This window comes from Flavobacterium gossypii (genome assembly GCF_014138495.1).
Lineage (GTDB): Bacteria > Bacteroidota > Bacteroidia > Flavobacteriales > Flavobacteriaceae > Flavobacterium > Flavobacterium endophyticum.
In genome coordinates this window covers 1,500,694-1,523,950 of sequence record NZ_JACJIS010000001.1, presented here as the reverse complement: position 1 = coordinate 1,523,950, position 23,257 = coordinate 1,500,694, and the positions used below count along the sequence as shown (strand labels likewise).

Sequence of the window (23,257 nt, the reverse complement as noted above, 5' to 3'; positions counted from 1 at the left end):
TATGATATAAGCCGTTGCTGTTCTATAAAGTGAACAATAGGTATAAAGAAAATCTCGCTTGATGTAAGTTGTTCTAAAGAAACAAAATAGTAGTATAAACAAAAAACCCGTTGAATAATTTCAACGGGTTTTTTATATTGGAATCTGATTATTATCAGGCTTCGTCTTAGTTGATTAGGATATCGTCTATTCCGAAGTTAGTCGTCAATCTTGGGTTTGAAAGTCCAGAACCAGTATATTCGAAGATGAAGAATCCGTTTCCGGTTACTCCAGCAGGAATATTGAATGTTCCAGCGCTTACAAAGCTTTGGCTTGTTCCGATGTTGAAGCTTGAAGTAATATCAACGATAGCTGCAGTCCTGATGTCTTGTCCAGGAGTGTAGTTTGTCGTATAGTATACTTTAAGTGGTGCGTGACCTGTTACCGGGAAAGAAACTTTGTATTTGAATGTCATTGTGCTTGCCGCAGTCATGTCGATTGGCACAAAGAACATCGTTCTGTTATCTTCATTAGGCGTTCCGAAAGAAGTCATTTCAAGATATTTTGAAGCTGTAGTCTTCACGCTCCAAACTTTAGTTCCGATGATAGGATCGTTAAAGTAGTTGATGAAATTGCTTTGGTTTGCAGCATAGCTTTCGAAGTTCTCGTTAAGGCTTCCAGCAAAAGTGAAAGTTCTTGTACCGCTCAATTTGATATCGCTTTCGTATCTTACGATGAATTGGAAATCGGAGTTATATTTCGTCATAACACCTCTTACTTTTCCGCTTCCTGAAGGCACTCTGTTTCCTGAGAAAGGAGCAAAGCTGCTGAAACGGATGATGTTCGAAATACCGCCTGCATTTGTCGTAAGGTAGTGGTTTGTTGCGCCACCTCCAGAATCGATGTCATAATACGTTCTTCCTACAGAAGCATCAGCAAAACGTACATCATCGATTTCGATCAATGTATTTAAGTTTGCGTTTGTATAGGCTTGTGCAAGTGTTACTGTTCTTACCATATCGTTTTCATTCACTTTTGTGCAAGAAGGGAAGATAGACTCTCTCCAAACGTTCTCAGAAATTCTTCCGATTTCAGTACCTTGGTATAAGGCGCCAATTTGCAATGAGTTGAACACATTCGCATAGTACAAACCTTTTAGTTTGATATACACTTTAGTTCCAGGAGTAAATCCTTCTGTATAAGTAGAAGAAACGTTTAAAGCAATGCTGAATCCCACTGGCGCACCTGTTTCAGGAAGCGTTTGTAGAGAAATAGTCTTGAAGAAAGTTCCTTTTTCGTCACTAGAAGTTACGTAGCCTTCGATAACATCATCAGCTTCGTAAAGTTTAGGAGTCGTAGTTGCCATAGCAATGATTTGCTGAACCGTTTTTGTAGCTGTTAATCCTGGATCAACACAGTCAAGGTTCGGACTGCTATAGTTATCATCATTTGCGCAGCCAGAGAATAGACTAGCAGCGATAACAGCGATACATATAGATTTGAATATTGTAGATTTCATTTTTTTACTTTTAATAGAATTAATTATAAACTCTAATATTATCAACTTGATACGTACCGTCTAGCGTCGTACCATTACCTTTTACTTTGAATGCGATATGAGCCGTTCCGGTATATCTTGACAAGTCAATTACTCCAGATTTGATAAACTCATAACGTACAGAGTTAACTGTTGGCAAAGTCGCGTTTAATGACTGCCATGTTGCAGCAGTAACATTGGTTCCGTCATAATCGGTTGAGATCAATACTTCGATAGTATTAGCAGCATTGTCAACGAAAGCTTGCGCTACTTGAAATACTAGCTTTTCGCCTTCCTGAGCATCAAGATTGATGCTTGGAGTAATCAACCAGCCTATATTTGAAGCTTGGCCTGATTGGAACGTAGTGAATTCAGCATAACCATTGCCGCTAAAAACTTGGTTTGTCCAACGAACAGTACCGGCTTCAGCAAAGTTTGTCCATCCTTCTTTTTCGAATAATGTATTGTCTGCACCTTCTGAAAAGTTTTCGCCAAAAATTAACGGAGTGTATTCAGGAAGGTTAGTGTCGTCATCATTTACACAGCTTGACAGTATTCCCATCGAAAGAGATGCGAATAATAGTGTTGTTAGCTTATTTATTTTCATAATAGACATAGATTAGAAGTTGATGTAAAGGTTCACAAAATAGGTTCTTCCGTATCCGTAGAAATACCTTGGAGCAAATGCAGGAGTTCCGCTAGAAACATCTCTGTTTAATTCCTGATAGTTGGCATTTCTTGCTTGTTCAAATCCACCTGTTTTGTAAGTTTGATCAAACACGTTGTTGATACTTGCGAAGAATCCTACAGTCTTGCCATCGATTCTCCATGATTTTCCTCCAGTTAAATTTACTAAATAAAAATCATCAAATTTTTCTTGTTTCAGTAATTTTCTTGCGTTCTCACGATCGATGTCAGAGAAAGGAAGGTCTAAACCATATGGATCAGCAGAGTTTTCGAAGAAATTGCTAGTTCTTAATAACGCAGATACATCTAAATAATTGCTTGCCAAGTAGTTTGCGTTAGCACCAATCCACCAGAAATGAGGATCTCTATATTCAAGACCAACAGAGTAAGCTTGTTGCGGCATACCAGGTAGACGGTAGTTTTTCAATGAAGCTTGACCAAAGTTTACTTGTGTGTTTGGAGCTCCAACAGATGTTGCAGAACCTTCTTGTACCAATGCAGCAAGGGCATCATTGTTGATACTTACGTTTGGATTGTTGTCATAAGTATACTGTCCGTAAGTACCAGTAGCAGTGAATTTTAATGTTGGTATGATTTGGTATTCGATACCCAATTCAACACCCATGTTTTTCTTGTTGATGTTTGTTACTGTTTCAGCCACAAATGCGTTAGCGTCAGATCCGTCACCTTCAAATACACCTTCTGCGAAGAAGAAAGAAGTTTCAGTTGCATTTTTGATTGTAGAGTAGAAACCGGTCAATCTTGCTTTTAATTTAGGAGCTCGGATGATGTAACTTGCGTCAACACTCATGATGTTTTCGCTGTCGATATCGCCAACGATAAGATTGTTCAAACGTGCATTAGGGAATGTATTTCTCAATGATGGTGCTTTAGTCATATAGATTGCATTCACATCGAATAATTGTCTTCCTGTCATTTTATAAGTGAAACCTCCTTTGAATCCGAAGTTTTCAAAAATAATCTTGTCGCTTTTTCCAAAAGAGTTGTTCGCATACAATCCGTTTCTGTATAAACCTTCTCTTTGGTATTGAGAACGAGAGAATGATTGCGCCAAATAGAAATCAACTTTGCTGTAGTTGAATTTGAACTGCGTGAAAGCATCAGCAATATCAGCAAGCAAGTTATAGTTGTAACCATACGTATCACCTACACCAATTTGTCTGTTTGGATTGTTCAAGTCAGACTGTGCGAAATCTCCTGTGTAGAAATTGTCATAGTCGCTGAAATACTGTCCTCCAAGAAGGTCTAGCATATTCTGGAAGTTATGCGATTTCAATTTTCTGTAGGTTGCACCAGCATTAAGGATGATGTTGTCAGACAATTGCGTATTCAAGATTGAATTAGCTGTCCAAGTTTTGTCATCTGTTCTGTCTTCATAAAGTGCGTAAACACTATTTCCAGCCTCTGTTCTTTGGTTTGCAGCATACATTGCATCCCAGTTGATTTGGCGGTTTGTTAAGAATCGAGCTCTAGAAGCTTCCAAAAGGTTTGCTTCCGTGTTCCCGATAAAAGTATTACCATCATACATAGAAGTATAATAGCTAGGTAGATTTCTGTAGTACGTAGGATCAGGGTTGTTTACGTTTTGGAAATCAAGACGGCTGTTTCCGATTTCACCAAATTGGTAAGAAACATTCGTATTTAAGTTTGTCTTGTCCGTAATTTTCCAGTAGTGGCTTAGCATAAAGATAGGCTCCTCAACATCTTTGTCTCTAGAGTTTCTTTTTTCGCCATTTTGCCATCCCCAGTATGAGTTGTATTTTTCACCAGCAATTCTTGTAGTTTCATCCGTATTCGGAGAGTTTTTACCTCTGCTGTTTTGCGCATAGATTGCTGTAAAGTTCAAGCTATGGTTGTCATTAAATCTCTTTTCGATACTTGCAAATAAAGAGTTTGCGCTGTAGTCAGTTCCGTCGAAATAGCCTTCTTCCGCCCATCTTCTTGAAGCAGAAATTACGTAAGCAATTCCGTCTTTATTCATTCCTGAAGCATGAGTTCCCATCATTCTCCAGCTGTAGTTTGTATTGGTTCCTGAGAATGAAATTCTGCTACCTGGTCTGTAAAAAGAAGCTCTTGTATTGATTTCTTGAGTTCCTAAGATACCTCCGAAAGTATAATCGGAAGGAGCAGAACCCATTGTAAATTCTTGATTTCTAGTAGCGTCGTTTAGACCTCCCCAGTTGCTCCATTGTGGTCTTCCATCATAAACTTTGTTCATTACGATACCGTTTATCATAGTTGTTCCGTACTCATTGTCAAGACCTCTAATTCTGAAACGAGCCTGGCCCCAGTTGAATGCCGCTGATTGCTGGAAAGCATCTCTTGTCGCTTGCAACAATCCTGATGTACTCTCAGAACCACTGTTGTCATCACCAAGATCATTTTCGGTAATGGTAATCAAGCTTAATTGCTGCTCAGAAGTAATGTCTTCTTCTAGCACAACAACTCCCAAATCTAAAGGCTGATCAGCCACATCGATAGATAAGATTTGACGAGAATAGCCAGTACTTGAAACCTCAAGGATGTGGCTGCCGTGTGGTGCATTTTCGAAAACGAAAACACCATCAGAATTTGTCAATGCTGTCAATGTCGTGTTTCGAAGCGTAGCTACTACATTTTGCAATGGTTTTTGAGTTTTTGAATCAACAACCTTACCTTTTACTAAAGAGCTTTGTTGAGCAAAAGCAAAAACGACTTGCAGTACAAATAAAATACTAAATACAAGTTTTTTCATAAATAAATTTAATGATTAATCCCTTTTTGTTAGAAAAACAATTTCTTAACGGGCGCAAAGTTACATTATTAATTAATATTATTTACTTTTGCTCCCAAGTTTATGTTAAACTTCATATTTAATTAATATTGGATTTATGAGAATTAAAAAATTTATTGCCCTTTTCATTGTATTATTTTCAATAACTGTAGCGAAAGCTCAGGATAAGAAATTTAAAGTGCAAACGATTGCATTCTACAATTTTGAGAACCTGTTTGACACGATCAATAATGCGAATGTGAATGATGAAGAGTATACACCAACGGGCACTCAAAGATGGACGGCGGAGAAGTACAAAAAGAAACTTGAAAACCTGAGCAGGGTATTAAACGAAATAGGAACCAGCGACCAGCAAAAAGAATCTCCTGTAATTATAGGAGGATCTGAAATCGAAAACCGCGGGGTTCTTGAAGATTTGGTAAAACAACCACTCTTAATCAACAAAGATTACGGAATCGTACACTTTGATTCGCCAGACAAAAGAGGAATTGATGTTGCGTTGCTTTATCAGAAAAAACACTTTAAGCCGACAAGCTCTATCAACGTTCCGCTGATTATCTATGATCAGTCTGACAAGACACAGCGAATTTATACGCGTGACCAATTGCTAGTGACTGGATTGCTAGACGGCGAAGAAATGCATTTCATTGTAAACCACTGGCCATCGCGTTCTGGAGGCGAGCAAAAGTCTAGTCCGAACCGTGAAGCGGCAGGAAGACTTAACAGAAAAATAATCGATTCTTTATATTCTATAAATCCGAATGCGAAAATCATCACTATGGGCGATTTAAATGACGGTCCTTATAATAAGAGTGTGAAAATTGAATTGGGTGCGAAAGCTAAAAAAGAAGAGACTAAAGAAAGAGGGATGTACAATCCGATGGAAGAAATGTCTAATAAAGGAATTGGTACTTTGGCCTACCGCGATGCATGGGACTTGTTCGACCAAATGATTCTTTCGGAACCATTCATCAGAAAAGACTATACTTCGTATCGTTTTTGGAAGGCAGGAGTTTACAACAAACCTTTCTTGACACAGACAACCGGACAATATAAAGGATATCCGCTCAGAAATTCGAACGGTCAGGTTGGATTCAGCGATCACTTTCCAGTGTATCTGTATCTGATAAAAGAAGTAAAATAATTTTTAAAGGCTAGTTTTCGCTAGCCTTTTTTATTTTTAGTAATTTAGTAGAAATATTAAAGCTATGGCAATTTCAAAACCATTCAATCTCAACCAATGGATTGAAGAAAACAGGCACCTTCTAAAACCGCCTGTCGGAAATAAAAATATCTATGCAGATTCTGGAGATTATATCGTAATGGTTGTCGCCGGACCTAATGCCCGAAAAGACTATCATTATAATGAGACAGAAGAGCTTTTTTACCAGCTTGAAGGCTCTATAAAAGTAATTATCCAAGAAGATGGAGAACGAAAGGAAATGGAGCTGAATGCTGGCGATATGTATCTCCATCCTGCAAAAACACCACATTCTCCCGTTCGTTCTGCCGGATCAATTGGTTTGGTGATCGAAAGAAAGCGTGCCGGAAAAGGCTATACCGACGGACTGCTTTGGTTCTGCGACAACTGCAACCATAAACTTTATGAAGTCTATTTTGAACTTAAAGATATCGAAAAGGACTTCTTGCCTCATTTCCAGCATTTCTATAATTCTAAGACCTTAAGGACTTGTACTAAATGCGGCACTATCATGGAAGCCGATAAAAAATATACATTAAAAAGGTAAGAACTGATTCCGATTTATAAAAGCCTTTGGTTTGAATGCTAATTTAAACCAAAGGCTTTTTTGTGAATAAATTTTAGGCCTGGATCGGCTGTCCTAAAAAAAACATAATAAAGCAACAGCTTCACTTTTAAAGTTCTACCTTCGCGCCACATTAAATTATCCGAAAAATGGACGATTATTATCAGAAGAACATTTCATTAATTTAAGGACAGCATGTCATTCTGCAAGCTGTTCCTTAGAAATAGCGTTGCATTATGATCACATTCTACAAAAACAACAATGGGCTTATCCACGCCCAAAATCCAGACAACAGCTGCTGGATCAATGCAGTTTCTCCAACAGCAGAAGAAACAAAATACCTTCTCAAAGAGTTAAAAATTCCCGAAGCGTTTTATAACGACATCGAAGACATTGACGAACGCCCGCGTCTCGAAACTGAAAACGGCTGGAATCTTATTGTCTTGAGAATTCCTTTTAAAAGCGACGATGCAAAGCTGCCGTTCAATACGGCTCCGCTGGGACTGATATTTAACGAAGACGTTTTTGTTTCTCTTTGTTTCCATCCCAACGATATGCTCGACGATTTTGTGCTTTATACCCAGCGCAAAAAAATAACAATCACTTCGCACTATGATTTAGTGTTGAAGCTGCTGCTGTCGTCAAGCGTATGGTACCAAAAATACCTGAAACATATCAACCAGCGCATCAAGCTGGCTGAAAACAATCTGGAAAAATCAATCAAGAACGAAGAGCTTCAGGCATTGCTGCAGATTGAAAAGTGCCTTGTGTTTTTTATTACGTCGCTAAAAGGAAACGATATCTTGTTTCGCAGGATTAAAAATTTGAAAAACCAGCAAGATGTTCTTGATCCAGATTTGCTTGAAGATGTAGAAATCGAATTGCGCCAGGCAGAAGAAACTACCAATGTTTACAGTAATATCTTGACAGGCATGATGGATGCTTATGCTTCGGTAATTTCAAACAACTTGAACATTATCATGAAACGGCTCACCTCAATCTCGATCATCCTGATGATTCCGACACTTGTGGCAAGTTTATATGGAATGAACGTACCGAACAACCTCCAAGACAGTCCGTTTGGATTTTGGATTATCTTACTGATTTCGCTTTTGATATCTGTTTTTGGAGTATTCATGTTCAAGAAAAGAAATCTGTTTTAAGCAAACATTATTATATAAGGTAGAGAAGGTGGATTATTGCTAAAAAATCATTTTCATTCGCAAAATCCACCTATAAATCATAACTTCGCAAAAAATATTACAATTTACAATCAAAAAGTTATAAATGGCAACAACAGCAAATCAATTCGGAATGACTGAAGCCTTGCAGCAATTGGGCTTGGCAGCAATTAATGAAGGAACTTCAACAGGAAACAGCTGGTTTTCAAATGGGGAAATCTTAGAAAGCTATTCTCCAGTTGACGGTCAGTTAATCGGAAAAGTAAAGACAACTACTAAAGAAGATTATGAAAAAGTAATGAAAAGCGCGACTGAAGCTTTCAAGACTTTTAGATTAATGCCAGCACCGCAGCGTGGAGAAATCGTGCGCCAGTTTGGTCAAAAATTACGTGAGAAAAAAGAAGCTTTAGGCAAATTGGTTTCTTACGAAATGGGGAAATCTTTGCAAGAAGGTCTTGGAGAAGTTCAAGAAATGATTGATATCTGTGATTTCGCAGTAGGATTGTCTCGCCAATTGCACGGTTTGACGATGCATTCTGAGCGTCCAGGACACAGAATGTATGAGCAATACCATTCGTTGGGAGTTGTGGGAATCATTTCTGCGTTTAACTTCCCAGTTGCCGTTTGGTCTTGGAATACAGCCTTGGCTTGGATTGCCGGAGACGTTTGTGTTTGGAAGCCATCTGAAAAAACACCTTTATGCGGCGTTGCCTGCCAAAACATTATTGCTGAAGTTTTAAAAGAAAACAATCTTCCAGAAGGAATTTCGTGCTTGATCAATGGTGATTACAAAGTAGGAGAGTGGATGACCTCTGATGTTCGTGTTCCTTTGGTTTCTGCTACAGGTTCGACACGAATGGGTAAAATCGTTGCTCAAACTGTTGCTGGACGTTTAGGTAAATCTTTATTGGAATTAGGAGGAAACAATGCAATCATCGTAACTCCGGATGCAGATATTAAAATGACAGTTATCGGTGCTGTTTTCGGTGCCGTAGGAACTGCAGGACAAAGATGTACTTCGACACGTCGTTTGATTATCCACGAAAGCATTTATGATAAAGTAAGAGATGCTATCGTTGCAGCTTACGGACAATTAAAAATTGGAAATCCGTTAGATCAAAACAACCACGTTGGACCGCTTATCGATACGCACGCCGTTGAAATGTACAACAAGGCTTTAGATAAAGTAGTTGCTGAAGGTGGAAAGATTATTGTTGAAGGCGGTGTTCTTTCTGGCGAAGGTTACGAAAGCGGATGTTACGTAAAACCTGCAATTGCAGAAGCTGACAATTCTTTTGAAATCGTACAGCACGAAACATTTGCGCCAGTTTTATATCTATTGAAATATTCAGGAGAAGTTGAAAACGCGATCGATCTTCAAAACGGCGTGGCACAAGGTTTATCTTCTGCTATCATGACAAACAACTTGCGTGAAGCAGAAAGATTCCTTTCTGTTGCTGGTTCTGACTGTGGAATTGCTAACGTAAACATCGGAACTTCTGGTGCTGAAATCGGCGGTGCTTTTGGTGGTGAGAAAGAAACAGGTGGCGGTCGCGAATCGGGTTCTGATGCTTGGAAAGTTTACATGAGAAGACAAACCAATACAATCAACTACACGACAAACTTGCCATTGGCGCAAGGAATCAAGTTTGATTTGTAAGAATTAAACATACATAATTAAGAGTCCCGCTGATGAGAATTGGCGGGATTTTTTGTTTTAGGACTTTTTGTTTTCCGCAATAAAACCTTTCGTCATAAAGGCTGAGCCATTCGTCAAATGAATTTTATGTTGTGCCGTTGAACCGCGTACTTCGTGCAAAAATAAATTTGACATGAAGAAACAGGTTTTTTATTTAGTACTATTTTTTACGCCGATTATTGGCGTAGCTCAAACGGGTATTTCAGGACAAGTCAAGGCAGATTATGTGCCTTTTTCTAATTATGTTCGTCCAATCGACAGCGTAAAGACAGACTCTAAAAGCAATTTTAAAAGAATACAAGGCGCTTTGGAAATTCCGCTGTCACTTACGATGATTGAAGAGAATAAGCCCAAATTTTGGTCGCTGTATCTTCAGGGAAGCTATGCGGCTATGGAAAACAAATATTATGACGAGAAATTATTTCCGACGAAGCTGATGAATGCTCAAGTTGGAGTGAAGCATATCCGTCCTATCGGTGGCAAATGGTCCATTATGGCAACTCTATCTGTTGGAGTATATACTGATATGGAACAAATTACTATCGACGATGTCCTTTTACAAGGAGGTGTTTTATTTATTAAAAATTTCAAACCTAATCTGGCTTTCGGATTTGGGCCGGTGCTGACTAATGCTTTTGGTGTTCCAATGGTATTGCCTGGAATTTACCTTAATTGGGAGACTCAAGGCGCATTGCATTTTAAGGTTGTATTTCCAGAAGGAGCGGAAATAGGTTATAGATTTGCTCCTAATTTCGATCTGAAAGCCGTTGTTGAATTGGATGGCATGACGGCTGAAATTACGAAAGATGGAAAATCGAAATTGTTAGGGTATCAGCAAATAATAGCAGGGATACGGCCTCAGTTTACATTAGGAGAAAACTGGATTTTTGAATTGACAGCTGGCTCTACTTTGACGCGTTCTTTTCAGACAAACGATAGAAAGATAAGCGATATTTTTAAAGAAAAAGATATGGCCAATCCAAGATTTACGACTACGTTTTATGGTGCTGCAGCTTTAAAATGGAAGTTCTAGCAATTTAACGGCTCAACAAATTTTTATAAACTACCTCTTTTAAGAGTGTTTCCCTGCGTGTTCTTGAAATAGGTAGTTGCTGATTATTAATAGAAAGGCGTCCGCCAGCAATAGAATCGATATGGTCGATATTGACTAAAAAGGATTTATGAATTCTAAAAAATTTTTCTTTCGGTAGCGTTTCTTCTAACGAAATCATGGTTTGATGGATGATTAGAACTTGATTTTTAAAATGCAGCTTGGCATAGTTTTGCATTCCTTCAATATAAAGGATGTCAACCCATGATATTTTTTGAAAACCTTCTCCTTGGCGAATGTATAAAAATGGATCAGCCGGAACTTGCTGTTTTGCCGAAGCAGTCAACGAATATAATTGCTGTGCTTTTAAAGAAGCTTGATAAAACCGTTGAAACGTAATAGGCTTTAGCAGATAGTCTACAATTTGCAGACGATATCCTTCTAAAGCATGTTCAGAATAGGCTGTCGTGAAAATCACCATCGGAGGCCGGTCTAAAGAATCTAAAAATTCCAGTCCAGAAAGATAGGGCATGTTGATATCCAGAAACAGTAAGTCTACTTGTCCGTTTTGAATGTATTCTGATGCTTCGAGTGCAGAGGCACAAGAGCTGACAACTTCTAGAAAATCTATTTTTTCAATAAAATCGATGATGCTATTGCGCGCCAAAGGTTCATCGTCAACAACGAGGCACTTAATTAGAGGTTTCGATGGCTGTTCTGGATTCAAGTTCATATCAGTTGAGCACTAAAGTAAGAATAATTGTGAATTTATCTTCTGTCTTTTCAATAGTCAGATCATAACGGTCTGGATATTGGATGTCGAGCCTTTTACGTACATTTTCTAATCCAAGTCCATGGTCATTCGACAATGCTCTATAGTGTTCGGTATAAGAATTTTCTATCTTTAGCATCAGATGCTCGCCATCTTGTTTGCATAGCAAATTGACATAACCGTTCTCATGAGGCAACCTAGAAACATGCTTGAAAGCATTTTCTACCAAAGGCATCAATAATAATGGCGTAATCTGGAGATTGCCATTTTGGATTTCCCATCTACAATCGACATCTAATTCATTCCCCCAACGCACTTGTTCAACACCCACAAGATCTTTTAGGTATTTGATTTCTGTTTCCAGCAGTACATATTCGCGATTGCATTCATACAATTGATAACGTAGAATATCCGAAAATTTTATAAGCAATTCCGAAGCAAGAGGTACATCGCGCTGCATGAGGATGTGGATATGATTAAGCACATTAAACATCAGATGTGGATTGATCTGGTCTTGCAATATCTTAATTTGTGCTTCTAAATGATTTTGCTTTAGCAAGGCATGCTTTTTCTCCATTATCCCATGTTCTTGGTAAAAACGAAGGCCGCAAGCTGTGCCGTTTATTAAAAGAGCTGCCGGAATCGAAGTATAAAAACGAAACCAAAAATGCTCTAAAACTGGCAATTTGGATTGTGGAAAAGGTTCTCCTATTTCATGGCTCGCAAATACAATAGAAATCAGTGCCAAGCATCCGGCGAGAAGAAACGCCATAAAAATGAATTGTACTACAAAGAACCGCATCTTACCTCTATCCAGAGCTTTTGGTAGTAAAATGTCGCTAAGAGTGTGGGATATAGTAATGGAAAATAGTAAGAAAAGCATTGTCTGGTAGACGGCATACGAGAAGCTAAAATCTTGAATAATTTGTGCCCATATTGCAAAGCCTAATACGCACCAAAAGATGCTTATAAATAGCCAATGTCGGTATTGTGAATTTTTCTTCATGCGGAAAGGAGCAAAGATACTCTTGCTTCGTTAAAGTTAGGAATACTATGCAAAGAAGGGAAGATTATTGCTCTTTAAAAAAAATATTTGACCAATGGCATGTGTGTTTTGACTAAAAGCAGAAGTTACTCATGGTATGAATGATTTTTGCTTATTTCTCCCATAAGCTATCCGTAAAATACTGCTTACTGTCTAGAAAATTTTCAAGTACTTTAAAATCCAATTGTTCGGACAATTCCTCTATCTCTATAAAACTATATTTTTTCGAAAGCTCCGTCCAGATCGTTTCATCTTTTTGGAACGTAAACGACTTGTTAAGCACGCGGCTGTAGAATCGTTGTTTCGTTAAGCTGTACAGATAGCTGTTGACTTCACCATTTTCGGGATTGTAGTGGCAATAAAAATCAAATTGGCTCACATCGATATCTGCATCCAATTCGCGATTGATTCTGTGAAGCAGGTTGATATTAAAGGCTTTCGTAATACCATGCGGATCATCGTAGGCTTTTTGTATGATTCTTGGGCTTTTCTGCAAATCAATTCCTAATAATAGCTTGTCTCCTTTTTTCATGCCCGAAGCAAATTTCTGAAGCAGGTCAAAGGCATCTTCTTTTTTATAATTTCCGATATTGCCACCAAGAAAAAGGAATAAGTTTGGCGTGTTCTCTTTTGAAATGTCTTTTATAACCTCAAAATAATCACCAATCTTGGATTGCATTTTGATTCCTGGAAGCGAGGTGCGGATGTTTTCTTCTAAGATCAGAATAGCTTCTTCAGAAATATCAATCGGCATATAGGTGAAATCAGCATTTTTATTCAAAAACGCTTGAAGCAGCTGTTTTGTTTTTGTGCCATCGCCAGAGCCAAATTCCACGATATTGAATTTGCCTTTAAATTCAAGCCGTTCTAAAATCTGTTCTGACTGCTCCGACAAGATCTCGAATTCACAATTTGTCGGATAGTATTCCGGCATTTTCATGATCTGCTGGAAAATGTGGCTTCCATTATCATCATAAAAATATTTAGAAGAAAGATGTTTCTTTTTTGCAATCAGTCCTTCTAAGACATCTTCCGCAAAAGCGGTAGTATAAATTTGTGGCGTTGTGTTCATAAGCAGTTATTTTGCAAGGCGAATGCCGTTGAATTGCCAGCGTTCGTCTGCGTGAAAAAAGTTTCTGTAGGATTTTCGGCTATGGTGTGGCGATGTAGTGCAGGAAGAACCACGCAGGACAATCTGGTTGATCATGAATTTCCCGTTGTACTCGCCAATAGCGCCTTCTGGTTTTTTGAAATTAGGATACGGTAAATAGGCGCTGTTTGTCCATTCCCAACGTTTTCCCCAATCCAATTTATCGGCGGCGATTTCCCATTCAAATTCTGTCGGCAGTCGCATTTTTTTCCATGCAGCATAAGCAGAGGCTTCATAAAAACTGATGTGCGTTAAGATGGCATCAGGATCTATTTTTTCTAATCCTTTGAGCGTATAGCTGTGCCACTCTCCATCAATTTTATGCCAATACAAGGGTGCTTCAATTTTGTTTTCAGTTACCCATGACCAGCCTTCATCCAGCCAATAACTAAAATCTTGATAGCCGCCGCTGTTGATAAATTCAAGATAATCTGAATTGGTAACCAGGGACTTTGAAATTTCAAAATCATGCTGATATACTTTATGCCTGCCATGTTCATTGTCAAAAGAAAAGCCTTCTCCTTCAAAACCTATTTCATAGATGCCTTCTTCTATCTTGACAAATCCGCTTTCGGCATTTTTTTGGTTTTCCCACTCGATATTTTCGTCATAGATTGGAAAAATCGGATTGTTTCCGAGAATGTATTTTATATCAGTCAAAAGTAATTCTTGATGCTGCTGTTCGTGATTCAGTCCTAATTCTATCAACTCTTTTAGTTCTTCTGATTTAAGCTGTAGCAGTATGGACATGTGCATGTCGACATACGCGCGGTATTCAAAAACTTCCTGCACTCCCGGACGCGTGATGTTTCCTCGGTCGGCCCTAAAAACACGCTTTCCGACAAAATTGTAATAGCTGTTGAAAAGAAAACTGAAGTCCTCATCAAAAGGAGTATAGTCTGGAAGATGTTCTTTCAAGACAAATTGCTCGAAAAACCATGTGGTGTGCGCCAGATGCCATTTCGGCGGACTCACGAAGTTGACGGGCTGGGGTACGAAATCTTCTGTTTTTAATGGGCTACAGAGATGTTCGGTATGTTTTCTAACGGAATTATAACGGTCTGAAAGTGTCATTTTATTGATGGTTGAATATATCTAATTTACGAAGAATGTTTCAGAGCCATTTTGAAAGCAACTGATTTTTAACCTATTTATAACACTTGTTGAAATTTTTTTAAGCAGTTGAAGCAACCTCGACAGTTTTTTTGCATCTCTATAGAAATTGCTATGGAGAATGAAAAATATTTTGTTCTTTTTTATGGTTATTCTGCTTTCGTGCAATAGCGATGATGATAATGGTAGTGTGAACTGCACTGAAGAAATTCGTGCAGGGCTAGTTGTCAGAGTCAAAGATGCCGTTACTAATCTGGAGCTTCAGGAAGGAATAGTTGTTACTGCTACGGATGGGAGCTATTCTGAAATATTAGAATACGGATCGACTAGTACATCGACTTTTGTCGGAGCATTTGAAAGGCCAGGAAATTATATTCTGACAGTATCTGCAAATGGTTATCAATCTTTTGCTTCAGGTTTGATAACAGTAACTGCAGATGTATGTCACGTTATTCCGAAGAATGTAACCATTGCGTTGCAACCGGAATAAAAAAAGTCCCGATACCACCGGGACTTTTTTCGTTATTATTTCAGAGGTCCGATTCCTATTGAATTGGATTTTCTATATAAAGCAGGTTCAATTATAGATTGAACGATGCGCCAAAACTAAAGACGAATTGGTTGTTCAGATGTTCATAGCCAAACACGTCGCTTTCATATTTTGCAATTGGAATATTGAATTCGGTAAATAGGCCAAATCCGTTGGTGAAGAAATAACGTCCGCCCAAATGCCCACCGAAATTTCGTAAACCTAAATCCAATCCAGGATAAATGTCAAAATTTTCAGGCAAGCCCATCACGTTTCCGATGTTAGCATTAAAACGCGCCTTAAGGTCAAATCGGTCCTCAAACTTTGAGCCGTCGCCGTCTACGCCTAATAAATAAGTAGTATAGCCTCCGATAGACATGTTTTCTCCGATTCCATAGTCATACGTAGCCATAATTCCTGTTGCATGATCTTGAAAATTGGCTCCCACTTGAAATTTTTTATCTCCTTTACCATTAAAAGCTTGAGCATTTCCTAAAAAAGCACTTAAAAGTAAACCAAATGTTATAATTTTATTCATAATTAATATTTTGTGCAAATATATGGGTTTTTATGAATTTTTGAAACAAATTTAATTTCTTCCATTTTCTTCAGGGTACAGCTGATAGACCGGATCGCTTTGCCAAAACTGCTTAGTATCAATATCTAATATCGTCAACGGTCCTTTGAAAGCTGCGCCAGTGTCTACATTCCATATATTGGCCTTGTTGATAGGAACAGTTTCTCCAATTCTGGTAACGGGTGTATGACCGATGAATATTTCTTTGTAAAGATTGAATCGTTTTGGATAATACGGACTGTCTTTTTCTATAGTGCTGTCCAAGGACAGCGCATTTTCCCATAACGTTCGTTCCCAATAGAACATTTTCGGAAAATATTCATACGTAACGCCGTTGAGGTTGGTGAATCCGGCATGAATAAAGAGGCGATTGTGCTCGTCGAGATGATAATTTTCCAAAGTTTTCAGAAAATCAATATGGACTTGCTTTTCGTCTTGTGACAGAAGGTTGTATTTTTCCATAGTCAGCCGTCCGCCATGATTGAACCATTGCGGATTGTCTTTTTTTGCTTCCAACCATTGCAATAGCAGATCGTCGTGGTTTCCTTTCAGAAAAATACAATTGTGCGTAGTTTTTAAAGCGATTAAAAAGTCAATTACTTCGGGAGATTCGCTCCAGCCGTCGACATAATCGCCAAGAAAAATCAAAGTGTCAGTATTGGTTACATCGGCTCTTTTGAAAATTTGGTGCAGGGCTTTCAATGCGCCGTGAATGTCTCCAATGATTAGGGTTCTGTTCATTGAATTAAAAGTATTGAATTCAAATATCATAAAAACAATCGACTATGTAAAAGAAAAATTCATATTTATCGTTTTGTTAGGAATGATAATTTAACTTAAAATTCTTACTTTTTTAAATTGCTATGAGAAACATCTTCCCCCTACTTGTTTTTTTGCTTCTTATGGGCCAAATTTTATACGGCCAGAATACTATCAAAGGAAAAATCATAGATTCTGAAACTAAAGAGCCCTTAGCTTTTGCAACGGTCTTGATTAATGGTGACAGTCGCAAAGGGGTTTCTTCTGATATTGAGGGGCTTTTTTCCTATAAGAGTTCCTCTCCGATTTCAACAATCAGTTGCAGTTATATGGGTTATGAAAATTTTTCAACGCCTGTTTCAAAAGGAGATACTGAAATAGTGATTGCGCTGGTTCGATCAAAATTTGACCTGACGGAAGTAGTGATAGAATCTGGCGAGAATCCAGCCAATGCAATAATGAGGAAGGTAATCGCGAATAAAGAAATTAACAATCCGGAGAATATTAATTCGTTCAAATATAGGTCTTATAACAAGCTGATTTATGATTACAGGTCTGAATCGGCTGATAAAAGGGACAGTATTTTTATGCGCCAAAAGCTAAAAGGGAGCCACTTTTTTATGATGGAATCTGTAACCAATAGAAAATTTATAAAACCAGATGTCAGCGAAGAAGTTGTAGTCGCAACTAGAGTGTCTGGATTTACGAACCCTACATTTGCTTCATTGGCAACAGATTTCCAGCCTTTTTCTTTTTATAAAGATAACATCAAGCTGTTCAATATCAACTATCTGAACCCGATCAGCACGGGAAGCTTAAAAAAGTATAAATTCCGTATAGAAGATACAATCTATCAGCAGAAAGATACGGTCTATATCCTGTCATTTAAACCCTTACCGAATAAAAATTTCGAAGGATTAAAAGGGTTTTTATACATCAACACGAACAAATATGCCGTGCAGAATGTAATTGCCTCGCCATTTGAAAAAGGTAAAATTGATATCAAGATACAGCAACAGTATGTTTTAGTAGACGATAAATATTGGTTTCCGCAACAGCTCAATTATGCCTTGGTTTTTAACGAATTCCCGACGCCAAGAATAGGGATGCTTATTGACGGCAAAAGCTATATTGATCAGGTTGAGGTAGATGTGCCACTGCGGAAAAAGGATTTTTCGCTAGAATCGGTGCGGATGGATGAAAATGCAGCCCAAAAAGACAGTCTTTTTTGGGCGAACTCACGAGCCGAAAAATTAAATCGTACCGAAGAAACTACGTATAGAGTTATTGATAGCATTGGAAAGAAAGCGAATTTTGACGGCCTATTGACCTTTATGGAGCGATTTTCGCAAGGAAGGATTCCAATAGGACCAATTGATATCGACTTGTCGAAAACATTCAGTTATAATAAATACGAAGGATTTCGTTTGGGCACAGGCATCTATACCAACGATAAGTTGTTCAAAAATTTAGAACTCGGCGGATTTTTCGGCTACGGATTGGAAGATCATGATTGGAAATACGGAGGTGAAGTTTCGTATAAGCTTTCTAAAGAAAACGAAATGAAGATCGGAGCAAAATTCCAGCAAAATCTTATTGAAACGGGCAACTATGGCTTGAATAGTTATGAGCCTGGCCTGTATAATTTTAGGAATTATATCGGATTTCAATACGACATGATTCGGCAGTCTAACCTGAACTTTAGTTTTCGAACCCTGCGATATTTGCGATTCAAGGTAGATTTTAACCACACGAAAACCGATCCGAAGTACGATTATGTCTTCCGATATAACGGTCAGGATTATGTGGATTATACCAATTCAGACCTGACAATCAACTTGAGATTTGCCTATAAGGAAAAATTCATAAACAGCCTTAACCAAAGATATTCGATGGGCACAACCTATCCGGTTCTGAATCTTGCGTATACTAAAGGAATCAAGAATTTTATGGACAGCAATTTCAGTTACAACAAGATTGAAGCTACGGTCCAACAGTCTTTCTTCACGAAGAATTTTGGCCAGACCGATTACCGCATAGAAGCTGGTTTTGTTGATAATCCGTTACCATACGGACTTTTATTTACGGGAGAAGGAGGTTATGACAGCAAATCTGCAATTATCATGAAAAATACGTTTCAGACTCTGCGTCCGTATGAATTCCTGTCGGATCGTTATGTCAACTTATTCCTTTCGCACAATTTTGGAGGGCTGCTTTTCAAATCCGGAAAATTCCAGCCTGGTGTGACTTGGCATAATAATATCGGCTGGGGAGATTTGTCGAGCAAAAGCGTTCATCAATTGATAGGGTTCAAGACAAAAGATAAGATTTTTACAGAAACAGGCCTGCAGATTGACAACATTTTTAAAGTCAACTATATGAATGTGGCTTACCTCGGATTAGGGTTTGGGGTATATTACCGATATGGAGCTTACTCACATTCAGAATTTAATGACAATCTGGCTTTTAAATTCTCGCTATCGATGTCAATCAAGTGATGTATCGTATTTCATCTTTCGCAAGATTCGCATAGCTTCCTTAAAGCTCACATAAACTGTCGGATTTTCGAAGCTTTTCAGCAAAAGTTTCGCATCAATGAGTTTTTGCTTGGCATCTTCAAAACCGTTGAGATAGCAGATCATAAAGGTAGAAGGAAGATTTTCTAGATCCTTTTTTTCTCTTTCGGAAAGGGCTAATCCTTTGTCTAATTTGGAAAGAAGCGATAAGTTGGAATTGTAGATGTGAAAAAGTACTTTTCTGTTGTACTGCGGCGGCTCAAAAAGAAACTGCGTTTCGATTTTATAATAGCCGTTGTCGTAAAAAGAAATCGTCTGTTTTTCTAAAGGATAGTAACTCGTTTTGTCATTCAGTCCGAGTGGAAGGTATTCTGTAATCGAAAACGTATGGTTGTCATATTCGATTGAAACTTCATCTAGGGCTGAATAAAAAAGCTTCACCTGTTCATTGACCAGTTCAATGTCTACGCGGGATAAATAGGTTTTTTCCTTGACCTTCTTTTTATGCCCAGCCCAGCAGACGACAAATAATTCCTTAAAAACTTTATACTTCGGAGACATGTCTTTATGGCGATTGTTCATAAAATCGATGACACCTTCTAAAGTATGTTCGATACTATTGCGAGAGTTGTTTTCAATGCTGATGACGGTTTCTATATTTTGGTAATTTTTGCCGATGTCGCTTGGAATTTCATCCACAGGAACCGAATTGCTTCCTCTTCGTATAAAAGTAGATTTTGCCAAAATGGTATGAATTCCTTTTTTGAAGAAAGACACCCTTTTGCTTGGTTTTATCGTTACCAAACCTACGACTTTGTCTTTTGGAAGATTCGGAAACGGAACATTTTCGTATTGGATTTTTGGCGGATTTTCTAAAAAAGCATTCACAAGATTCTGGATGCGGCTGTCGTCAAAAAAATCATCCCCGACAATTTCATTGTCATGGTCTTCAACGCCTACGACGATATACGAATTGTTTGCCGGATTAGAATTCGACAATGCGCAGATGTGCTTTAGGAATTTTCCCTTTCCTTCGCGGGTATGAAGATTCAGCTGGCGCTTTTTGTCATAAAAGCTGCTCTCGTCATTGTGAGCGAGAAGATTTTTTATGAGCAGACGCTTGTTGATCATGGATTGGATTTTTAGACTGTTAGACTTTTAGATCGTAACAATCTAAAAATCCAACAATCAATTTTTAGATGATACGATTCACAATCGTCGAAGAAGCCTGGGCCGTCGACATGACGATTAGATCAGCAATATTAATATGATAAGGCCTAGTAATCACAAATCGGATAATATCGGCAATATCTTCTGGTTTTAAAGGTTCAAATCCTTTGTAGACATTGGAAGCCCGTTCAGCATCGCCCTTAAAACGCACTTGTGAAAATTCGGTTTCGACCATTCCGGGATGTATGCCTCCGACACGGATTCCGTATTGGTTCAAGTCCATACGCATGCCTTGGTTGATTGCATCGACAGCATGTTTTGTGGCGCAGTAGACATTTCCGTTGGGATAAACTTCTTTCGCGGCAGTCGAACCGATGTTAATGATATGGCCGTTTCGCCTTTCGACCATTTTTGGAATGACGGCATGAGAAACGTACAAAAGTCCCTTTACGTTAATGTCGATCATAGCGTCCCAATCCTCCAAATCACCTTTTTCAATGGGATCTAGCCCGTGTGCATTGCCGGCATTGTTGATCAGGATGTCGATTTCTGAAAATTCCTTTGGCAAAGAATCGATTGATTCTTGAACGGCTTTTTTCTTCCTTACGTCAAAATTCAAAGTATGGACTTTCGTGCGGTGTTCTAATTCAAGTTGCAATTCTGCCAGACGGTCTTCGCGCCTGCCGCACAAAATCAATTTAAAATTGTGTTTTGCTAATTCAATAGCCGTAGCTCTTCCGATACCGCTGGTGGCACCTGTTATTAATACTGTTTTCATTATTTTATTTCTTTGTTGAAAATTTAAAATTCAATATTCAACATCTTTATAAACAAGTTTGTGTTTCTAAGGAACCTTATTTCCCATGCTTTCTGTCCAGATGGCAAACCATTCTTCTTTTTCCAACTTGAATTCTGTCGCTTTATACAATTGCTGTATTCTCGAAACATTTACCGTTCCTGCAATCGGAATCACTTTGGCCGGATGCTGCAAAACCCATGACAAAAGAATTGTATCAGAACCTACATGGTATTTTCCGACTAACTCCGCCAAAAGTGTTTTTAGTCGTCTAGTCTGGTCTGTTTTTTCCCTGAAAACAGTTCCAAGCGGATTCCATGCCATAGGACGGATGTTGTGAACCTGCATGTGATCGAGGCTTCCGTCAAGCATCGCTTTGAAGTCAGTTGCCGAAAATTGCACCTGATTGTAGCTGACTTCTGTTTTGGAACGGATGAGGTCAGTTTGCGAAGGCGTAAAGTTAGACAGTCCGAAATCAAGAATCTTTCCTTCTGATTTTAATTTCGCTATAGCTTCCGCAATTTCATCAGCCTGCATTAACGGACTTGGACGGTGCAACAAAAGAACATCAAGATAGTCAGTATGCAGATTTTTTAATGAATTTTCTACCGACCAGACGATGTACTCTTTCGAATAATCATAATGCTTGATTTTGTTGTCTCTGTTTTCAGCAATATGCTGGATGCCGCATTTTGAGATTAGTTGTATTTTTTTTCTGTCGATTTTGCTTTCTGTGAAAGCCTTTCCAAAAGAGGCTTCCGTAGTATAACCTCCATAAATATCGGCGTGGTCAAAAGTGGTGATTTTATTTTCGAGGCAAACGTGAATCATGTTTGCCATTTCGGAAGTTGTGAGATTTTTATCCCAAACGCCCCAATTCATAGTTCCCGCAATTATGGGAGATAATGTTGTTTTCACGATGATTAGTTTTGAGTTTTTAAATTTATGAAAACAAAATCATAAATCATCCTTAAAACCAAGCCATTCAAATGTATTTTAACGTAATGTTAACAACTTACCTTTAAATAAATTTTCAATTTGCACTGTTAAAATTAAATACTAATTTCACGGCTTTTAAATATCAGATTATGGAAGAAAATGCTACTGCATTAGACATTAGGGCAATTAATGAAAAAATAGAAAGAGAAAGTGCTTTTATTGACTTGTTGATGATGGAAATGAACAAGGTCATCGTAGGTCAGAAGCACATGGTAGAACGATTGTTGATTGGGCTTTTGGGACAAGGGCATATTTTACTGGAAGGCGTTCCGGGATTGGCAAAAACATTAGCTATCAATACGCTTTCGCAAGCAGTTCAAGGTTCTTTCAGCCGTATTCAGTTTACACCAGATTTGCTTCCTGCCGACGTTGTGGGAACCATGATTTATAATATCAAAGACAATGTCTTTTCCATCAAGAAAGGACCTATTTTCGCTAATTTCGTCTTGGCAGATGAGATTAACCGTGCTCCTGCAAAAGTGCAGTCGGCACTATTGGAAGCCATGCAAGAAAAACAAGTGACGATTGGCGATACGACTTTCAAGCTAGACAAGCCATTTTTGGTTTTAGCTACACAAAATCCTGTAGAGCAAGAAGGAACGTATCCTTTGCCAGAAGCGCAAGTAGACCGTTTCATGCTAAAAACAGTTATCGATTATCCAAAAATCGATGAAGAGCGAATGGTTATCCGCCAGAACCTAAAAGGCTCTTATGAAAAAGTAAATCCGGTAATTTCAACCGACCAGATTCTTCGCGCTCAAGAAGCCGTTCGTGAAGTATATATGGATGAAAAAATCGAAAAATATATTCTAGACATTGTCTTTGCGACCCGCTATCCAGAAAAATACAAACTAGAAAACCTGAAACCATTGATCAGCTTTGGAGCCTCGCCTCGTGGAAGTATCAACTTGGCCAATGCGGCTAAATGTTACGCTTTCATCAAACGTAGAGGCTATGTGATTCCAGAAGATGTCCGTGCGGTGGTACATGACGTGCTTCGCCACAGAATCGGAATTACGTATGAAGCCGAAGCTGAAAACGTTACTTCTGTAGATATCATAAACAAGATCGTAAACGAAGTTGAAGTACCTTAGAAAGTTGATAGTTGACAGTTTATAGTTTATAGTTGAGGGTTCT

20 protein-coding genes are annotated in these 23,257 nt (G+C 38.4%); 8 read left to right on the top strand and 12 right to left on the bottom strand.

What is annotated here, in order from left to right:
- Positions 1 to 166: 166 nt before the first annotated feature.
- Genes GGR22_RS07035 through GGR22_RS07025 form a run of 3 tightly spaced genes read right to left on the bottom strand, consistent with a single transcriptional unit; the run spans position 167 to position 4,958 of the window.
- Positions 167 to 1,498 (bottom strand): DUF5689 domain-containing protein, encoded by a 1,332-nt coding sequence (locus tag GGR22_RS07035; protein ID WP_182493071.1) that lies wholly within the window; start codon positions 1,496 to 1,498, stop codon positions 167 to 169.
- Positions 1,499 to 1,517: 19 nt separating this feature from the next.
- Positions 1,518 to 2,123, bottom strand: a complete 606-nt coding sequence (locus GGR22_RS07030; protein ID WP_147406599.1) for a choice-of-anchor J domain-containing protein — start codon at positions 2,121 to 2,123, stop codon at positions 1,518 to 1,520.
- A 12-nt stretch (positions 2,124 to 2,135) separates the two neighbouring features.
- Entirely contained in the window at positions 2,136 to 4,958 is a 2,823-nt protein-coding gene (locus tag GGR22_RS07025; protein WP_182493070.1) for a carboxypeptidase-like regulatory domain-containing protein, read from the bottom strand.
- Between the two features lie 136 nt (positions 4,959 to 5,094).
- Between GGR22_RS07025 and GGR22_RS07020 the strand changes: the two genes are divergently transcribed.
- From GGR22_RS07020 to GGR22_RS07000, 5 genes are all read left to right on the top strand, one after another.
- Entirely contained in the window at positions 5,095 to 6,141 is a 1,047-nt protein-coding gene (locus GGR22_RS07020; RefSeq protein ID WP_182493069.1) for an endonuclease/exonuclease/phosphatase family protein, read from the top strand.
- 64 nt (positions 6,142 to 6,205) lie between these two features.
- On the top strand, positions 6,206 to 6,745 hold the full coding sequence (locus tag GGR22_RS07015) for a 3-hydroxyanthranilate 3,4-dioxygenase (RefSeq protein ID WP_121375634.1): 540 nt from the start codon (positions 6,206 to 6,208) through the stop codon (positions 6,743 to 6,745).
- 254 nt (positions 6,746 to 6,999) lie between these two features.
- Positions 7,000 to 7,926 (top strand): magnesium transporter CorA family protein, encoded by a 927-nt coding sequence (locus GGR22_RS07010; protein WP_182493068.1) that lies wholly within the window; start codon positions 7,000 to 7,002, stop codon positions 7,924 to 7,926.
- Between the two features lie 124 nt (positions 7,927 to 8,050).
- The gene (gene amaB / locus GGR22_RS07005) at positions 8,051 to 9,604 is read left to right on the top strand and encodes an L-piperidine-6-carboxylate dehydrogenase (RefSeq protein WP_121375632.1); all 1,554 of its coding nucleotides are present in this window, start codon (positions 8,051 to 8,053) and stop codon (positions 9,602 to 9,604) included.
- A 172-nt stretch (positions 9,605 to 9,776) separates the two neighbouring features.
- Complete coding sequence (locus GGR22_RS07000) at positions 9,777 to 10,676, top strand: DUF6268 family outer membrane beta-barrel protein (RefSeq protein WP_182493067.1); 900 nt, start codon at positions 9,777 to 9,779, stop codon at positions 10,674 to 10,676.
- Positions 10,677 to 10,680: 4 nt separating this feature from the next.
- Here GGR22_RS07000 and GGR22_RS06995 read toward each other — a convergent pair whose 3' ends face one another.
- The 4 genes from GGR22_RS06995 to egtB form a co-directional block, all read right to left on the bottom strand.
- Positions 10,681 to 11,427: a LytR/AlgR family response regulator transcription factor gene (locus GGR22_RS06995; protein WP_182493066.1), complete on the bottom strand. Its 747-nt coding sequence runs from the start codon at positions 11,425 to 11,427 to the stop codon at positions 10,681 to 10,683.
- Position 11,428: 1 nt separating this feature from the next.
- A complete protein-coding gene (locus GGR22_RS06990; RefSeq protein WP_246336924.1) occupies positions 11,429 to 12,238 on the bottom strand; it encodes a sensor histidine kinase in 810 nt (269 codons plus the stop codon).
- 385 nt (positions 12,239 to 12,623) lie between these two features.
- Positions 12,624 to 13,583, bottom strand: a complete 960-nt coding sequence (locus tag GGR22_RS06985) for an L-histidine N(alpha)-methyltransferase (protein WP_182493064.1) — start codon at positions 13,581 to 13,583, stop codon at positions 12,624 to 12,626.
- Between the two features lie 6 nt (positions 13,584 to 13,589).
- Positions 13,590 to 14,735 (bottom strand): ergothioneine biosynthesis protein EgtB, encoded by a 1,146-nt coding sequence (gene egtB, locus GGR22_RS06980; protein ID WP_182493063.1) that lies wholly within the window; start codon positions 14,733 to 14,735, stop codon positions 13,590 to 13,592.
- Between the two features lie 184 nt (positions 14,736 to 14,919).
- Between egtB and GGR22_RS06975 the strand changes: the two genes are divergently transcribed.
- Entirely contained in the window at positions 14,920 to 15,264 is a 345-nt protein-coding gene (locus GGR22_RS06975; RefSeq protein ID WP_182493062.1) for a peptidase associated/transthyretin-like domain-containing protein, read from the top strand.
- Positions 15,265 to 15,355: 91 nt separating this feature from the next.
- Here the strand turns inward: GGR22_RS06975 and GGR22_RS06970 are convergent, their stop codons facing one another.
- Together GGR22_RS06970 and GGR22_RS06965 are read right to left on the bottom strand one after the other, a co-directional pair.
- A complete protein-coding gene (locus tag GGR22_RS06970; RefSeq protein WP_182493061.1) occupies positions 15,356 to 15,841 on the bottom strand; it encodes a DUF6646 family protein in 486 nt (161 codons plus the stop codon).
- Between the two features lie 51 nt (positions 15,842 to 15,892).
- Positions 15,893 to 16,621, bottom strand: a complete 729-nt coding sequence (locus GGR22_RS06965) for a metallophosphoesterase family protein (protein ID WP_182493060.1) — start codon at positions 16,619 to 16,621, stop codon at positions 15,893 to 15,895.
- Between the two features lie 161 nt (positions 16,622 to 16,782).
- On the opposite strand from GGR22_RS06965, the gene GGR22_RS06960 reads away from it, so the two are divergent.
- The gene (locus GGR22_RS06960) at positions 16,783 to 19,137 is read left to right on the top strand and encodes a DUF5686 family protein (protein WP_182493059.1); all 2,355 of its coding nucleotides are present in this window, start codon (positions 16,783 to 16,785) and stop codon (positions 19,135 to 19,137) included.
- Here GGR22_RS06960 and GGR22_RS06955 read toward each other — a convergent pair.
- The 3 genes from GGR22_RS06955 to GGR22_RS06945 all read right to left on the bottom strand — a co-directional run bounded on the left by GGR22_RS06955 (position 19,126) and on the right by GGR22_RS06945 (position 22,042).
- Positions 19,126 to 20,286 (bottom strand): ATP-binding protein, encoded by a 1,161-nt coding sequence (locus GGR22_RS06955; RefSeq protein WP_182493058.1) that lies wholly within the window; start codon positions 20,284 to 20,286, stop codon positions 19,126 to 19,128. The two genes, GGR22_RS06960 and GGR22_RS06955, sit on opposite strands and share 12 nt — an antisense overlap.
- Before the next feature lie 64 nt (positions 20,287 to 20,350).
- Complete coding sequence (locus tag GGR22_RS06950; RefSeq protein WP_182493524.1) at positions 20,351 to 21,106, bottom strand: SDR family NAD(P)-dependent oxidoreductase; 756 nt, start codon at positions 21,104 to 21,106, stop codon at positions 20,351 to 20,353.
- Between the two features lie 63 nt (positions 21,107 to 21,169).
- Positions 21,170 to 22,042 (bottom strand): aldo/keto reductase, encoded by an 873-nt coding sequence (locus GGR22_RS06945; protein ID WP_182493523.1) that lies wholly within the window; start codon positions 22,040 to 22,042, stop codon positions 21,170 to 21,172.
- A gap of 167 nt (positions 22,043 to 22,209) precedes the next feature.
- Between GGR22_RS06945 and GGR22_RS06940 the strand changes: the two genes are divergently transcribed.
- Complete coding sequence (locus GGR22_RS06940; RefSeq protein WP_121375620.1) at positions 22,210 to 23,214, top strand: AAA family ATPase; 1,005 nt, start codon at positions 22,210 to 22,212, stop codon at positions 23,212 to 23,214.
- Positions 23,215 to 23,257 lie beyond the last annotated feature (43 nt).

What these genes read in the sequence shown, in the direction of transcription:
- GGR22_RS06990 (WP_246336924.1), bottom strand. Translation starts at nt 12,238, where the DNA reads ATGGCGTTTCTTCTCGCCGGATGCTTGGCACTGATTTCTATTGTATTT.
- GGR22_RS06965 (WP_182493060.1), bottom strand. Translation starts at nt 16,621, where the DNA reads ATGAACAGAACCCTAATCATTGGAGACATTCACGGCGCATTGAAAGCC.
- GGR22_RS07035 (WP_182493071.1), bottom strand. Translation starts at nt 1,498, where the DNA reads ATGAAATCTACAATATTCAAATCTATATGTATCGCTGTTATCGCTGCT.
- GGR22_RS07000 (WP_182493067.1), top strand. Translation starts at nt 9,777, where the DNA reads ATGAAGAAACAGGTTTTTTATTTAGTACTATTTTTTACGCCGATTATT.
- egtB (WP_182493063.1), bottom strand. Translation starts at nt 14,735, where the DNA reads ATGACACTTTCAGACCGTTATAATTCCGTTAGAAAACATACCGAACAT.
- GGR22_RS06970 (WP_182493061.1), bottom strand. Translation starts at nt 15,841, where the DNA reads ATGAATAAAATTATAACATTTGGTTTACTTTTAAGTGCTTTTTTAGGA.
- amaB (WP_121375632.1), top strand. Translation starts at nt 8,051, where the DNA reads ATGGCAACAACAGCAAATCAATTCGGAATGACTGAAGCCTTGCAGCAA.
- GGR22_RS07030 (WP_147406599.1), bottom strand. Translation starts at nt 2,123, where the DNA reads ATGAAAATAAATAAGCTAACAACACTATTATTCGCATCTCTTTCGATG.
- GGR22_RS06975 (WP_182493062.1), top strand. Translation starts at nt 14,920, where the DNA reads ATGGTTATTCTGCTTTCGTGCAATAGCGATGATGATAATGGTAGTGTG.
- GGR22_RS07020 (WP_182493069.1), top strand. Translation starts at nt 5,095, where the DNA reads ATGAGAATTAAAAAATTTATTGCCCTTTTCATTGTATTATTTTCAATA.
- GGR22_RS06985 (WP_182493064.1), bottom strand. Translation starts at nt 13,583, where the DNA reads ATGAACACAACGCCACAAATTTATACTACCGCTTTTGCGGAAGATGTC.
- GGR22_RS07025 (WP_182493070.1), bottom strand. Translation starts at nt 4,958, where the DNA reads ATGAAAAAACTTGTATTTAGTATTTTATTTGTACTGCAAGTCGTTTTT.
- GGR22_RS06995 (WP_182493066.1), bottom strand. Translation starts at nt 11,427, where the DNA reads ATGAACTTGAATCCAGAACAGCCATCGAAACCTCTAATTAAGTGCCTC.
- GGR22_RS06960 (WP_182493059.1), top strand. Translation starts at nt 16,783, where the DNA reads ATGGGCCAAATTTTATACGGCCAGAATACTATCAAAGGAAAAATCATA.
- GGR22_RS06940 (WP_121375620.1), top strand. Translation starts at nt 22,210, where the DNA reads ATGGAAGAAAATGCTACTGCATTAGACATTAGGGCAATTAATGAAAAA.
- GGR22_RS06955 (WP_182493058.1), bottom strand. Translation starts at nt 20,286, where the DNA reads ATGATCAACAAGCGTCTGCTCATAAAAAATCTTCTCGCTCACAATGAC.
- GGR22_RS07015 (WP_121375634.1), top strand. Translation starts at nt 6,206, where the DNA reads ATGGCAATTTCAAAACCATTCAATCTCAACCAATGGATTGAAGAAAAC.
- GGR22_RS07010 (WP_182493068.1), top strand. Translation starts at nt 7,000, where the DNA reads ATGATCACATTCTACAAAAACAACAATGGGCTTATCCACGCCCAAAAT.